The following is a 13,540-nucleotide window of genomic DNA, read 5'->3' on the forward strand; positions in this document are numbered from 1 at the left end:
GCCGACGAGCTCCGGAGGTCCCCGTGCGCACGAACCGGCTCCTGCCCCTCGCCGCGGCCGCGGCCCTGCTGCTGTCCGCCTGCGGGGGCGGGGAGAGCGTCGACACCGGAGGCGGTGGCGGGGGGAGCGGCGGCGAGGGCGGCACCCTCGTCGCCGCGGTCGCGGCCCAGCCCGACCAGCTCGACCCGCACCAGACGACGGCCTACCCGAGTTTCCAGGTGCTCGAGAACGTCTACGACACCCTCGTGGTCCCGAACGCCGAGGACCTGACGATGGAGCCGAGCCTGGCGGAGAGCTGGGAGACCAGCGAGGACGGCCTGACCTGGACGTTCACCCTCCGCGAGGGCGTCACGTTCCACGACGGCAGCGAGTTCGACTCCGCCGACGTCGTCTACTCCTACCGGCGGATCATCGACGAGGAGCTGCAGAACTCCTACCGCTTCGCGACCGTCACCGGCGTCGAGGCCCCCGACCCGCGGACCGTCGTCCTGACGCTCAGCCAGCCCACGCCGAACCTGCTGGAGCGGATCGGGGCGTTCAAGGGCATGGCGATCCTGCCCGAGAACGCCGCCGAGGACATCGACCTCGTCACCGAGGCCAACGGCACCGGGCCCTTCCGCCTCGAGAGCTCCGACGCGAGCAGCACCGTGCTCACCGCGTACGAGGACCACTGGGGCGGCGCCCCGAGCGTGGGCGGCGTCGAGTTCCGCTACATCACCGAGCCGGCCGCGGCGCTCACCGCGCTGCAGAACGGCGAGGTGCAGTGGACCGACAACGTGCCGCCGCAGCAGATCGAGTCGCTGGCCGACGACGACAGCGTCGAGCTGCAGACGACGCCCAGCGTCGACTACTGGTACCTGTCGATGAACTACGCTCGGCCGCCGTTCGACAACCGCGACGTCCGGCGGGCGATCTCCCTGGCCGTCGACCGCGAGGCCGTCGCCGAGGCGGCCTGGTTCGGCGCCGCGCAGGCCAACCAGACGGCGATCCCCGAGGACAGCTTCTTCCACCTCGACTACGCACCGTTCGAGCGCGACGTCGACCAGGCCCGGCAGCTGCTGTCGCAGGCCGGCGTGCAGACGCCGCTGACGATGGGCCTGATGGTCACCGACGAGTTCCCCGAGACCGTCACCGCCGCGCAGGTCATCGCCAGCCAGCTCGAGGAGATCGGCGTGACCGTCGAGATCGAGACGCTGGACTTCGCCACCTGGCTCGACCGACAGGGCCAGGGCGACTTCGACGCCTTCTACCTCGGCTGGCTCGGCAACCTCGACCCGGCGGCCTACTACCAGGAGCAGCACCAGACCGACGGCCCGAACAACTACCAGGGCTACAGCAACCCGCAGGTCGACCAGCTGCTGCAGCAGGGCGCGGTGGAGACCGACGAGGACGCGCGCAAGCAGCTCTACGACCAGGCGGCGCAGATCATCGTCGACGACGTCTCCTACCTGTACCTCTACAACCCCGACGTCGTGCAGGCCTGGGCGCCGGGGCTGCAGGGCTACCGGATCCGCGCGGACAAGGCGATCGACTTCGCGACGGTGGAGCTGCCCTGAGCGGCTACCTCCTCCGCCGGGTCGGCCAGGCGCTGGTCGTCCTGGCGGGGGTGAGCGTCGTCGTCTTCGCCCTGGTCCAGCTGGTGCCCGGCGACCCGATCCGGCTGGCCCTGGGCACCCGGTTCGACCAGGAGACCTACGACGCGCTGCTGGCCCGGTCCGGGCTCGACCAGCCCCTGGTGCAGCAGTACCTCACCTGGGCGGGCCGGGCCGTCACCGGCGACCTCGGGGTCAGCTTCCGCAGCGGCGAGACCGTCACCTCGCTGATCGCCGAGCGGCTGCCGGCCACGCTCACGCTGGCGCTCGCCTCGATCCTCGTGGCGCTGCTCATCGCGGTGCCGCTCGGCACGATCTCGGCGCTGCGGCCCCGCTCGCTCGTCGACCGGGTGGCCACCGTGCTCAGCCAGATCGGCATCTCGGTGCCGGAGTTCTGGATGGCGATCGTGCTGATCCTGGTCTTCGCCGGGACGCTGGGCTGGCTGCCCTCGGGCGGCTACGTCGGGCTGACCGAGGACCCGGCCGGCTGGGCGCAGCGGCTGCTGCTGCCGGCCGTCGTCACCGGGGTGGTGTCCGGCTCGGTGATCACCCGGTTCGTCCGGTCGAGCGTGCTCGAGGCGCTCGGCGCCGACCACGTGCGGACCGCCCAGGCCAAGGGGCTGCCGCGGCGGCAGGTGTTCACCTGGCACGTGCTGCGCAACGCGCTGCTGCCGCTGGTCACGGTCACCGGCGTGCAGTTGGCCTACCTGCTCTCCGGCGTCGTCGTGGTGGAGATCGTCTTCTCCTGGCCGGGGCTGGGGCAGCTCGCGCTGCAGGCCGTCCAGGCCCGCGACTACCCGGTGCTGCAGGGCGCGATCCTGCTGTTCGCCGTGACCTTCCTGGTGATCAACCTGGTGGTGGACCTCCTGTACACAGCGATCGACCCGAGGATCCGCAGGTGACCGGCGCCCCGCTGCCCGAGCCGGCAGCCTCCCCGACCGCCACCGACGCCGGCGTCCGGTCCACGCAGCGGGCACCCCGGCCGCGGTGGCGGGAGACCCTCGGCCTGCTCGCCCGCAACCCGACGGCGGCGATCGCGGCCGCCGTCCTCGTGCTGCTCGTGCTCATGGCGGTGTTCGACGAGACCGTCGCGCCCGACGGGCCGAACGAGATCTCGGTCGACGACCGGCTGCAGGCGCCGAGCTGGGCGCACCCCTTCGGCACCGACGACCTCGGCCGCGACATCCTGAGCCGGGTGGTCCTCGGGGCCGGTGTCTCGCTGCGCGTCGGGTTCCTCGCCGTCGCGTTCGCGCTCGTCGTCGGCGCGCTCGTCGGGCTGCTGGCCGGCTTCTACGGCCGCTGGGTGGACGACGTCCTCATGCGGTTCATGGACGTCCTCTTCGCCTTCCCCGCCGTCCTGCTGGCGATCGCGGTGCTCGCCGTCCGCGGGCCGGGGGCGGGCAACACCGCGCTGGCCATCGGGATCGTCTACGTCCCGGTCTTCGCCCGGGTGACGCGGGCGAGCGTCCTCGGCGTGCGCGAGGAGGTCTACGTGCGGGCGTCGCGCTCGGTGGGCGCCTCGGACTGGCGGCTGCTCACCCGGCACGTGCTGCCCAACGCCGCTCCGCCGATCATCGTGCAGACCTCGATCAGCCTCGCGTTCGCCGTGCTGGCGGAGGCGGCGCTGTCCTTCCTCGGCCTGGGCACCCAGCCGCCGAACCCCTCCTGGGGGCTGATGCTCGCCGAGGGCCGCGGGTTCATCGACATCGCCTGGTGGCTGGCCTTCTTCCCCGGGATGGCGATCTTCCTGACCGTGCTGTGCTTCAACCTGCTCGGCGACGGCCTGCGCGACGTCCTCGACCCGCGCCAGCGCACCCTCATGGCCGGAGGTGGACGGTGACCGCCCCCCTCCTGGAGGTCGAGGACCTCCGCGTGCGGCTGCGCACCCCGCGCGGCCCGGCCGCGGTGGTCAACGGGCTGAGCTACACGGTGGGCCGCGGCGAGACGGTCGCCGTCGTCGGGGAGTCCGGCAGCGGCAAGAGCGTCTCCGTGCTGGCGCTGCTCGGCCTCCTCCCCGAGCGGGTGGCGACGGTGACCGGCAGCGCGCGCCTGGACGGCGAGGACCTGCTCACCATGTCGCCCGAGCGGCTGCGGCAGGTGCGCGGCCCCGGCGTCGGCATGGTCTTCCAGGACCCGATGACCTCGCTCAACCCCGTGCTGACCGTCGGCCGGCAGCTGGTCGAGGGGATCCGCGCGCACGGCGAGGTGTCGAAGGCCGCGGCGCGCGAGCGGGCGGCCGGGCTGCTGGCGGAGGTGGGTCTGCCCGACCCGCAGGGCGCGCTCGACCGCTATCCGCACGAGCTGTCCGGCGGGATGCGGCAGCGGGTGGTCATCGCGATCGCGCTCGCCAACAGCCCCGCGCTGCTCATCGCCGACGAGGCCACCACCGCGCTCGACGTCACGGTGCAGGCGCAGATCCTCGACCTGGTCGAGTCGCTGCAGGCCGACCACGGCACCGGCGTCATCTGGATCACCCACGACCTCGGCGTCGTCGCCGGCATCGCCGACCGGGTGCTGGTCATGTACGGCGGGCGCTGCGTGGAGGACGGCACGGTCGACGACGTCCTGGAGCGGCCCGCGCACCCCTACACGCGCGGCCTGCTCGGGGCGCTGCCGGACCTGGCCGGCGACGGCGGCGACCTCGCCACCATCCCCGGCACGCCGCCGGCGCCCACCGACCTGCCGGGCGGCTGCGTCTTCTGGCCGCGCTGCCCGGTGCGCGGCGACGCCCGCTGCGAGACCGAGCAGCCGCCGCTGCAGGTGGTCGGCGCCGGGTTGTCGAAGGGGCTGCCGCACCGCGCGGCCACCTGGTGCACGGAGGGGAGCGCGCGGTGAGCTCGGTCTTCCTGGACAAGGGGTCCGCGCCGGGGCAGGGGCGGCGCGACGTCCTGGTCTCCGCCCGGGGGCTGGAGGTGCACTTCCCGGTCCGGTCGGGCGGCCCGCTGCGGCGGACGACGGGCGCGCTGCGCGCCGTCGACGGCGTCGACCTCGACGTCTACCGCGGCGAGACGCTCGGCCTGGTGGGGGAGTCCGGCTGCGGCAAGTCCACGCTGGGCAACGCGCTGCTGCGGCTGGTCCCGCCCACCGGCGGCACGGTCACCTTCGACGGCCTCGACGTCACCGCGATGGGCCGCCGGCAGCTGCGCGACCTGCGGCGGCGGGCGGGGATGGTCTTCCAGGACCCGTTCGCCTCGCTGGACCCGCGGCGCACGGTGGCCCAGACGGTGTCCGAGCCGCTGGAGGTGCACCGCCTGCACCCCGGCCGGCAGGCCCGCGCCGCGCGGGTGCGGGAGCTGCTGGAGCTGGTCGGGCTCGACCCCGCCGTCGCCTCCCGGTACCCGCACGAGTTCTCCGGCGGCCAGCGGCAGCGGGTCGGCATCGCCCGGGCGCTGGCCGGGGAGCCGGACTTCCTGGTCTGCGACGAGGCGATCGCCTCCCTCGACGTCAGCATCCAGGCGCAGGTGCTCAACCTGCTGCGCCGGCTGCAGCGGCAGCTCGGTCTCACGCTGCTGTTCATCTCCCACGACCTGTCGGCGGTGCGGCACGTCTCCGACCGGATCGCGGTCATGTACCTGGGCCGGGTGGTCGAGGTGGGGCCGGCGACCGCCGTCGCCGCGGAGCCGCAGATGCCCTACACGCGGGCGCTGCTGTCGGCGGTGCCGCTGCCGCACCCGGCGCTGGAGCGCTCTCGGCAGCGGATCGTGCTGCGCGGCGACGTCCCCTCGCCGGCCCGGGTGCCCAGCGGCTGCCGGTTCCGGACCCGCTGCCCCGACGTGTTCGAGCCCTGCCCCGACGTCGACCCGGCCCTGCAGGCGGTGGGCTCCGCGCCCGGGCACGTGGCCGCCTGCCACCTGCACGGTGTCGTCGGGACGCCCGTGCGGCGGGAGGACCCCGCCGCCCCGGCCGGCGCCGGGGACCCGGCGCGCTGACCTGCCGGTACGCGACCGTCCGTTTGCCGATCAGGCCACCCGGCTAGTGGCCCCCGGATCAGGCGGCGCGGGGGCGCCGCCGGGAACGGGGAGCGGGATGGCGTCGAGCAGGACGACCTCGAGGGTCGGGTCCACCGGCCTCTACGGCAGCAGGATCGGGGACCGGCTGGGGCGCGCGGCGCTCACCGAGGTGATCGGGACGGCGATCCTGGTGTTCGTCGGGACGAGCACCGTGGTCGCGGGCCCGGCCACCGGCAACAGCCTCTTCGAGCTGGTCGGCGTGGTGCTGGCCTTCGGGGTGACGCTGGTGGCGCTGGCCGCGGCCCTCGGGCACGTCTCGGGCTGTCACCTCAACCCCGCGGTGACGCTGGGGCTGGCCGCGACGCGGCGCTTCCCGTGGCCGGCCGCCGGGGTCTACGTCGTCGCGCAGCTGCTCGGCGGTCTTCTCGGCGCGGCCGCCACGTGGGCGGTCTACGGCAGCGCGGCGCGCGAGGAGGGACTGCTCGGCGCCACGACGCCGCAGGAGGGCGTCTCGGCCGGCCAGGCGTTCCTGGCCGAGGCGCTGGTGACGTTCGTGCTGGTGCTGGTCGTGGTGTCGGTGGCCACCGACGACCGCGCCGAGTCCGCGATCGCCCCGGTCGCCGTCGGGTTCGCCCTGGCGGCCGGCATCTTCGCCGTCGGCGGGCTCACCGGCGGCGCGGTGAACCCCGCCCGCGCCTTCGGCCCCAACCTGCTGGCCGGCCAGGTCGGGCCGCTGTGGATCTACCTGCTGGCCCCGGTGGTGGGAGGCGTCCTCGCCGCACTCGTGTACGACCGGCTGCTCTCCCGCGGCGAGCCGCCGGAGGCCTGACCGCCCGGCCGCGGCCGCCCCTGGGAGCAGCCGCGGCCCGAGGTCAGGCGGGTCAGCCGCGGCCGCTGCGGGTGGGCCGCCGGCCCTGCCGGGAGCCCGAGCGGGGCGCCCGCCGGGAGTCCCGGCCGCCGGCGCGGGGATGCCCGTCGGAGCCGCGGCCGCGCGGGGCGCTGCACGGGCGGCAGATGGAGAACCACGGCGCGATCGGCGTCCCGCACTCCACGCACGCCGACGACCGGCTGACCGCGATGGCGTCGGGCAGCAGCTCGCTGATGGCCTCCGCGCACTCCTCCTCGACCCAGGCGGCGTCGTCGCCGTCCAGCCCGGCGACGCCCGGGAACTGGCGCAGCAGCGTCTGGGCGTCGCGGGCGGCCGCGGCGGCCTGCTCGAACTCCTCGACGCTGCCGCCGACCGGCACGTCGGGCAGCACGACCTCCGGCCGGACCGGCAGGCCGACGGCGTGCCGCAGGGCCGCGCGGGCGAGCAGCAGCCAGCGGGTGCGCCGCGGCGGCTCGTAGTCGATGGGCAGGCGGACCAGCCGCCAGACGGTGTGCAGGTCGCCGGCCGCGCCGAGCGGGCCGCGCAGCAGGGGCAGCAGCGCCTGCACCCGCAGCACGAGGACGGTGACGTCGTCGGGCGCGACGGCCTGGTCGCGGGTGGCCGCGCGGGCCCACGCCTGCCAGCGGACCAGCGCCTCGGGCAGGTCGACGGGCTCGAGCGCCCCGAGGTCGTCGAGCTCGGGTCGCAGCCGCGGCATGCGCCCGGGCAGGTCGCTCGGTCGGTCGCCGCGGGCCACCTCGGCGCCGAGGGACACCAGCGCGGCCGACGGCTTCAGGCCGCGCACGCCGGTGAGGATCCCGACGGTGCCGTGCCCGGTGAGGCCGTAGCGGCCGGCGCGCCCCGCGATCTGCGCGGCCTCCCAGCTGCGCAGCGGCCGCAGCTCGGTGCCGTCGAACTTCGTCGTCTCGGCGAACAGCACGGTGGTGGCCGGCACGTTGATGCCGTGGCCGATGACGTCGGTGGTCACCAGGACGTCGAGCTCACCGGTGGTGAACCGCTCGATGACCTCGCGGCGGGTGGCCGGCGGCAGCGCGCCGTAGAGGACGCCGACCTTGCCGGGCCGGTGCCGGTCGAGTTCGGCGGCGACGGCGTAGACGGTCTTGCGGGAGAAGGCGACGACGAGCGTCTGCGGCCGGACGCCGGTGGTGCGGACCGGGGCGCGCAGGACGTCGAGCCGCGACAGCCGCCGGTGGTGCACGACCTCGACGTCGTCGGCGTCGGCGACCAGCGGCGCGAGCAGCGGGTGCGCCTCGGCGGCGGCGATCAGGTGCATCTCCCGGTACGCGCCGGTGAGCAGGAGCCGCGCCCAGGTGTGGCCGCGGTCGGGGTCGGCGACCCAGTGCGACTCGTCGAGCACGAGCATCTCGCCGGCCATCGGGGCCTTCTCGACGGTGCAGCACAGGACGGGCGCGCCCGGGTCGATCTCCTCCTCGCCGGTGGACAGGCCGACGGTGCCCTCGGGCAGCAGCGCGGAGAGCTTGGCGTAGGCCTCGTGCGCCAGCTGGCGCAGCGGCGCGGCGTAGACACCGGACCCGCCGGCGGCCAGCGCCTGCAGCGACTCGTACGTCTTGCCGGAGTTGGTGGGGCCCAGGTGGAACACCACGCGCTGCGGCAGGGTGGCGCGCACGGGGAGGTCCGGCGCGGTGGCCTCGACCCAGCGCTGCTGGGCGGCCCGCTCGGCGCGGGCGGCCTCCCGCTCGGCGGCACGCTCGGCGGCGCGGGCGGCGGCGCGGTCGCCGGCGTCGTACGCGTCGTACGCGGTCCGGACGGGCGGGCGGTCGGCGTCGGGGCGCCGCACCCGGCGGCGGGTGGTGGACGGCTGGGGAGCGGTGTCGGTCAGGAGGGGTCCTCGGGTCGTTCGCGGGGCAACTCCCGGACAACACCGCGGGCGCCGCGGACATGCCCGCGCCCGTCGCGCGGGTGCGCGTTAGCCTCGGACGGCTGGGAGGGCTCGCCTAGAGGCCGATGGCGGCGGTCTTGAAAACCGCTATGGGGTCACACCCATCGTGGGTTCGAATCCCACGCCCTCCGCTCGCGCCGCCGGTTCCCCTCCGTGCGCCGTCCATCGCCTAGCGTGTGCCCCTCCGCGGGGGAACCGAGCCCCGCGGGCCGGGGAGTGCGATGAGCGGGGCAGCGGTGCCGGACGCCGGCACGCAGGCGCGGGAGGACGACGCCGCGGCGCTGGAGCGCAGCCGCCGCTGGCTGGCCGAGGCCCAGCGGCTGGCCGCGCTCGGCAGCTGGGAGTGGGACGTCCGCACCGGCGCCGTCCTGTTCAGCGACGAGCTCCGCGCCGTCTACCGCCTCGACCCCTCGGTCACGCCGACCTTCGCCACCTGCCTGGAGATGGTCCACCCCGACGACCGCCCGCGGGCCGAGCGGGCGATCCTCGCCGCGCTCACCGACGGCGGGGTCTTCGACCTCGACCACCGGGTCGTGTGCGGCGACGGCGAGGTCATCTGGGTGCGGGCGCGCGGCTCGGTGACCCGCGGCGAGGACGGCAGCCCGCTGCTGCTCGTGGGCACCGCGCAGGACGTCACCGAGCGGGTGGCGATCGAGGCCCGCCTGCAGGAGAGCGAGCGGCGGCTGCTGGAGGCCCAGAGGGTGGCCCGCCTGGGCCGGTGGGACTGGGACGTGCGCAGCGACGTCGTCGTCTGGTCCGACGACATGTTCCGCATCTTCGGCATCCCGCCGGCCGCGCTGGAGCCCACGGTCGAGGGCTACCTGGCGCGGGTGCACCCCGACGACCGCGACGAGCTGCTGCAGATGCTCGCCGACGTCCGGGCCGGCCGGGAGGACTACGCGCTCGAGCACCGGGTGCTGCGCGCCGACGGCAGCGTCGGCTGGGTGAGCTGCCGGGCCGCCGTCGTCCGCGACGACGACGGCGCCGAGGTGCGCCTGCACGGCACCGCCACCGACGTCACCGAGCGCAAGCTCGCCGAGCTGGCCGCCGCCCGCGCCACGGCCGAGCTGGCCGCCCGCGCCGAGCAGCTGCGCCGGCTGGCCTTCACCGACCCGCTCACCGGCCTGGCCAACCGGGCGCTGTTCGCCGACCGGCTGCAGCACGCCCTGGACGCCCGCTCCCCGGCCGGGGTCAGCGTGCTGCTGGTCGACCTCGACGACTTCAAGGACGTCAACGACGTGCTCGGCCACCAGGTCGGTGACCGGCTGCTCGTCGAGGTCGCCGGGCGGCTGACCCGCTGCGTGCGCCCGGAGGACACCGTGGCCCGCCTGGGCGGCGACGAGTTCGCCGTCGTGCTGGCCGAGGCCGCGCACGGCGAGCAGGTGGCCCGGCGGATCGGGGCGGCGCTGGACACCCCGGTGCGGTTCGGCGACCGGCAGCTCGTGCCCACCGGCAGCATCGGCCTGGCCCGGGTGGCCGGCGGCGAGCCCGTCCCCGCCGACGTGCTGCTGCAGCAGGCAGACATCGCGATGTACGCGGCCAAGCGCGCCGGCAAGGGCCGCTACGAGGTGTTCGACCCGACGATGTCCACGGCGGTGCTCGCCCGCGCCGACGTCGAGAACGGGCTGCGCCAGGCGCTCGACCGCGACGAGCTCGTCGTACACCTGCAGCCGCTGGTCGACGTGACCGCCCGCGCGGCCACCCGGGTCGAGGCGCTGGTCCGCTGGCCGCGCCCGTCCGGGCTGGCGCTGCCGGCCGACTTCCTCCCGGTCGCCGAGCGCAGCGGCCTGGTGCGCACCCTCGGCCAGCAGGTGCTGCGGGCCGCCTGCCGGGGGCTCGCCCCGTGGCTGGCGGCCGACCCGGGCCGCTCGGTGGCGGTCAACGTCTCGCCGGTGCAGCTGCGCGAGCCGGACTTCGCGACGACGGTGCTCGGCATCCTGGCGCGCACCGGCGTCGGCCCGCGGCAGCTGCTGCTGGAGGTGACCGAGACGCTGTTCCTCGAGGCCGGCCCGCGGGTGGTCGGCCAGCTCGCCGAGCTGCGCGCCGCGGGCATCCGGGTGGCCATCGACGACTTCGGCACCGGCTACTCCTCCCTCGGCCGGCTGCAGGACCTGCCCGTCGACGGCGTCAAGGTCGACCGCACCTTCGTCCAGCAGATGGGCGCCGGCCCGGGGGACGCCGCGATCCTCACCGCGATGGTCACCCTCGCCCACGACCTCGGCCTCGAGGTCACCGCCGAGGGCGTGGAGACCCGGGACCAGGCGACCAGGCTGCTGGAGCTGGGCGTGGACCACCTGCAGGGCCACCACCTGGCCCGCCCGGTGCCGCTGGACGCGCTCGACGACGCGGTGGCCGCGGCCGGCGCCGCGGTGCGGGCCGCCGCCGGCTGCCCCGGCCGGTCCGGGCGGGCCACCGTGCAGCTCGTCGCCGGCGAGGACGCCCTCGGGCGGGCGGTGCGCGGCGCCCTGGTGCGCGCCGGCCTCGCCGTGGCCGGGCCGGGCGAGCCGCCGGACGCCGTCGTGCTGGTCACCGCCCGCGGCGAGGACGCGCTCGCCCGGTCGGCCGCGCTGCGGCCCCCGGGCGGTGCCGCCGTCCTGGTGCTGTGCGCGCGGGCCGACCGGGCCACCCGGGCGCGGCTGCTCGCCGCGGGTGCCGACGACGTCGTCGTCGACCCGGGCTGCCCGGCCGGCCTCGCCGACCGGGTGCGCGGGGCGCTGCGGACGGCGGCCGCCGAGGCGGGCGGCTGAGCTCCGCGACGGGACCCGGCAGCGGGACCCGGCAGCGGGACTCAGCAGCAGGACTCAGCAGCAGGACGAGGTCGTCGTCGCGCCCTCCAGGTCGGGCCGGGCGTCGGCGGTGACGGTGTAGACCTCCCACGGCTCGCCGCCGGGCGCGGTCACCCACACCTTGTCCTGGACCGCGTAGCAGCAGGTGGTCTGCTCCTCGGTGCGCGTGGCGAGGCCGGCGTCGGCGAGCCGGCCGGTGGCGGCCGTGACCTCCGCCGTGTCCGCCACCTCCACGCCCAGGTGGTCGAGCCGGGTGGGCTCCCCGCCCTCGCCCTCCAGCAGGACGAGCTTGAGCGGCGGCTCGGCGACGGCGAAGTTGGCGTAGCCCGGGCGGCGCTTGGCCGGCGGCGTGCCGAACAGGCGGCCGTAGAAGTCGACGGCGGCGTCGAGGTCGGCGACGCGCAGGGCGAGCTGGATCCGGGACACGGGGACCTCCTCAGGTGGGGAGACATCGACGCTCGTCGATGTCCGGGCCACCGTGCGCCTTGACATCGAGATCTGTCAATACGATGGTCGTCGAAGTGACCGACGTCGATGGAGGACCCGTGAGCGACCCGGCTGCCTGCTGCACGCCCCTGACGGGCACCGCCATGTCCGCCGAGCGCGCGGAGGAGGTGGCCGGGCTGCTCAAGGCGCTGGCCGACCCGGTGCGCCTGCGGCTGGTGAGCCTCATCGCCGGCAGCGACACCGGCGAGGCCTGCGTCTGCGACCTCAACGCCGCCTTCGACCTGACCCAGGCCACGATCAGCCACCACCTCAAGGTGCTGCACACCGCGGGCCTGCTCGACCGCGAGAAGCGGGGCGTGTGGGTGTACTACGCCGTCCGCCGGGAGGCGCTGGCCGCCGTCGCCGGCCTGTTCGACGCCGCCGCGGTCCCCGCGTGAGCGACGCCGTCCGCGAGGCCCCGGTCGCGGGGCCGGAGGCGCCGGTGCTCCGGCGGCTGTCGGTCCTCGACCGGTTCCTGCCCGTCTGGATCCTCGCCGCCATGGCCGCCGGCCTGCTGCTCGGCCGCCTGGTGCCCGGGTTCGACGACGCCCTGGCGGCCGTCGAGGTCGGCGGGGTCAGCCTGCCGATCGCCGCAGGCCTGCTGCTGATGATGTACCCGGTGCTGGCGAAGGTCCGGTACACCGAGCTCGGCCGGGTCGCCGGCGACCGGCGGCTGCTCGCCGCGAGCCTGGTGCTCAACTGGCTGGTCGGCCCGGCCGTCATGTTCGCGCTGGCCTGGCTGCTGCTGCCCGACCTGCCCGAGTACCGCACCGGCCTGGTGGTCGTGGGCCTCGCCCGCTGCATCGCCATGGTGCTGATCTGGAACGACCTGTCCTGCGGCGACCGCGAGGCCGCCGCCGTGCTGGTCGCCGTCAACGCGGTGTTCCAGGTGGTCGCCTTCGGCGCGCTCGGCTGGTTCTACCTGCAGGTGCTGCCCGGATGGCTCGGCCTGCCCACCACGTCGGCGGAGTTCTCGGTCGCGGCGATCGTGGTGTCGGTCCTGGTCTTCCTGGGCGTCCCGCTGGCCGCCGGTGCGCTCACCCGCGTGCTGGGGGAGCGGGCCCGCGGCCGCGCCTGGTACGAGCAGCGCTTCCTGCCGCGGATCGGCCCGGTGGCGCTCTACGGCCTGCTGTTCACCATCGTCGTGCTGTTCGCGCTGCAGGGCGACGCCATCGCGTCGCGCCCCTGGGACGTCGCCCGCATCGCGCTGCCGCTGCTGGCCTACTTCGTCCTCCTGTTCGGCGGGTCGTTCCTGCTCGGGATGCGGCTGCGCCTCGGCTATGCGAGGACGGCCACGCTGGCCTTCACCGCGGCCGGCAACAACTTCGAGCTGGCCATCGCCGTCGCCATCGGCACCTTCGGCGTCACCAGCGGGCAGGCCCTGGCCGGCGTCGTCGGCCCGCTCGTCGAGGTGCCCGTCCTCGTCGCGCTCGTGTACGTCTCGCTGTGGGCCGCCCGCTGGTTCCCCGGCGACCCGACCGTCCCCGTCAGGAGCACCCCGTGACCCGTCCCAGCGTCCTGTTCGTCTGCGTGCACAACGCCGGCCGCTCGCAGATGGCCGCCGGCTGGCTGCGGCACCTCGCCGGCGACGCCGTCGAGGTCCGCTCGGCCGGCTCGATGCCCGGCGACCGGATCAACCCCGCCGCGGTGGAGGCGATGGCCGAGGCCGGCATCGACATCACCGACCAGCGCCCCCGGGTCCTCACCACCGACGCCGTCGAGGCCTCCGACGTCGTCGTCACGATGGGCTGCGGGGACGCCTGCCCGGTCTTCCCGGGCAAGCGCTACCTCGACTGGGCGCTCGACGACCCCGCCGGCCAGGGGGTCGAGGCGGTCCGGCCGATCCGCGACGAGGTCGAGCGCCGGGTCCGCGGGCTGCTCGCCGAGCTGGAGGTCCCCGCTCCCGCGCGGGACTGACCTCCCCCCTCGGGGTGGCC

At 75.7% G+C, this 13,540-nt stretch carries 12 protein-coding genes and 1 tRNA gene; 11 read left to right on the top strand and 2 right to left on the bottom strand.

All coding sequences use genetic code 11. The features are described from left to right. The first annotated feature begins 23 nt into the window (after nucleotides 1-23). From BUE37_RS00590 to BUE37_RS00615, 6 genes are all read left to right on the top strand, one after another. A complete protein-coding gene (locus tag BUE37_RS00590) occupies nucleotides 24-1,556 on the top strand; it encodes an ABC transporter substrate-binding protein (RefSeq protein WP_073417892.1) in 1,533 nt (510 codons plus the stop codon). Then, nucleotides 1,553-2,494, top strand: coding sequence for an ABC transporter permease subunit (locus BUE37_RS00595; RefSeq protein WP_073419416.1), 942 nt, complete (start codon nucleotides 1,553-1,555; stop codon nucleotides 2,492-2,494). Before BUE37_RS00590 ends, BUE37_RS00595 begins: the two co-directional genes overlap by 4 nt. Beyond that, complete coding sequence (locus BUE37_RS00600) at nucleotides 2,491-3,432, top strand: ABC transporter permease (RefSeq protein WP_073417894.1); 942 nt, start codon at nucleotides 2,491-2,493, stop codon at nucleotides 3,430-3,432. The genes BUE37_RS00595 and BUE37_RS00600 overlap by 4 nt, the downstream gene beginning before the upstream one ends. Then, nucleotides 3,429-4,427 carry an ABC transporter ATP-binding protein gene (locus BUE37_RS00605; RefSeq protein WP_073417896.1) on the top strand — a complete coding sequence of 333 codons (999 nt, stop codon included), beginning with the start codon at nucleotides 3,429-3,431 and terminating at the stop codon, nucleotides 4,425-4,427. Before BUE37_RS00600 ends, BUE37_RS00605 begins: the two co-directional genes overlap by 4 nt. After that, nucleotides 4,424-5,521, top strand: a complete 1,098-nt coding sequence (locus BUE37_RS00610; RefSeq protein ID WP_217651088.1) for an ABC transporter ATP-binding protein — start codon at nucleotides 4,424-4,426, stop codon at nucleotides 5,519-5,521. The genes BUE37_RS00605 and BUE37_RS00610 overlap by 4 nt, the downstream gene beginning before the upstream one ends. A gap of 97 nt (nucleotides 5,522-5,618) precedes the next feature. After that, nucleotides 5,619-6,371, top strand: a complete 753-nt coding sequence (locus BUE37_RS00615; protein WP_083628106.1) for an MIP/aquaporin family protein — start codon at nucleotides 5,619-5,621, stop codon at nucleotides 6,369-6,371. A 52-nt stretch (nucleotides 6,372-6,423) separates the two neighbouring features. Here BUE37_RS00615 and BUE37_RS00620 read toward each other — a convergent pair whose 3' ends face one another. After that, nucleotides 6,424-8,229 (bottom strand): helicase-related protein, encoded by a 1,806-nt coding sequence (locus BUE37_RS00620; RefSeq protein ID WP_083628108.1) that lies wholly within the window; start codon nucleotides 8,227-8,229, stop codon nucleotides 6,424-6,426. A 146-nt stretch (nucleotides 8,230-8,375) separates the two neighbouring features. On the opposite strand from BUE37_RS00620, the gene BUE37_RS00625 reads away from it, so the two are divergent. Both BUE37_RS00625 and BUE37_RS00630 read left to right on the top strand, forming a co-directional pair. Further along, a tRNA-Ser gene (locus BUE37_RS00625) sits at nucleotides 8,376-8,462 on the top strand. 90 nt (nucleotides 8,463-8,552) lie between these two features. Continuing rightward, nucleotides 8,553-11,078: a putative bifunctional diguanylate cyclase/phosphodiesterase gene (locus BUE37_RS00630; protein ID WP_083628110.1), complete on the top strand. Its 2,526-nt coding sequence runs from the start codon at nucleotides 8,553-8,555 to the stop codon at nucleotides 11,076-11,078. Between the two features lie 54 nt (nucleotides 11,079-11,132). Here BUE37_RS00630 and BUE37_RS00635 read toward each other — a convergent pair whose 3' ends face one another. Beyond that, a complete protein-coding gene (locus BUE37_RS00635) occupies nucleotides 11,133-11,543 on the bottom strand; it encodes an ArsI/CadI family heavy metal resistance metalloenzyme (RefSeq protein WP_073417900.1) in 411 nt (136 codons plus the stop codon). Nucleotides 11,544-11,662: 119 nt separating this feature from the next. Between BUE37_RS00635 and BUE37_RS00640 the strand changes: the two genes are divergently transcribed. From BUE37_RS00640 to BUE37_RS00650, 3 genes are read left to right on the top strand one after another with little or no spacing between them, the layout of a single operon-like run. After that, on the top strand, nucleotides 11,663-12,001 hold the full coding sequence (locus BUE37_RS00640) for an ArsR/SmtB family transcription factor (protein ID WP_245794219.1): 339 nt from the start codon (nucleotides 11,663-11,665) through the stop codon (nucleotides 11,999-12,001). Next, nucleotides 11,998-13,107 carry an ACR3 family arsenite efflux transporter gene (gene arsB, locus BUE37_RS00645; protein WP_073417904.1) on the top strand — a complete coding sequence of 370 codons (1,110 nt, stop codon included), beginning with the start codon at nucleotides 11,998-12,000 and terminating at the stop codon, nucleotides 13,105-13,107. The genes BUE37_RS00640 and arsB overlap by 4 nt, the downstream gene beginning before the upstream one ends. After that, nucleotides 13,104-13,520 (top strand): arsenate reductase ArsC, encoded by a 417-nt coding sequence (locus BUE37_RS00650; protein WP_073417906.1) that lies wholly within the window; start codon nucleotides 13,104-13,106, stop codon nucleotides 13,518-13,520. Before arsB ends, BUE37_RS00650 begins: the two co-directional genes overlap by 4 nt. The last annotated feature ends 20 nt before the right edge of the window (nucleotides 13,521-13,540 follow it).

This window comes from Geodermatophilus nigrescens (genome assembly GCF_900129495.1).
Taxonomy (GTDB): domain Bacteria; phylum Actinomycetota; class Actinomycetes; order Mycobacteriales; family Geodermatophilaceae; genus Geodermatophilus; species Geodermatophilus nigrescens.

Bases quoted from the DNA above. Each gene is read 5' to 3' on its own strand.
- BUE37_RS00615 (WP_083628106.1), top strand. From the start codon at position 5,619: ATGGCGTCGAGCAGGACGACCTCGAGGGTCGGGTCCACCGGCCTCTAC.
- BUE37_RS00630 (WP_083628110.1), top strand. From the start codon at position 8,553: ATGAGCGGGGCAGCGGTGCCGGACGCCGGCACGCAGGCGCGGGAGGAC.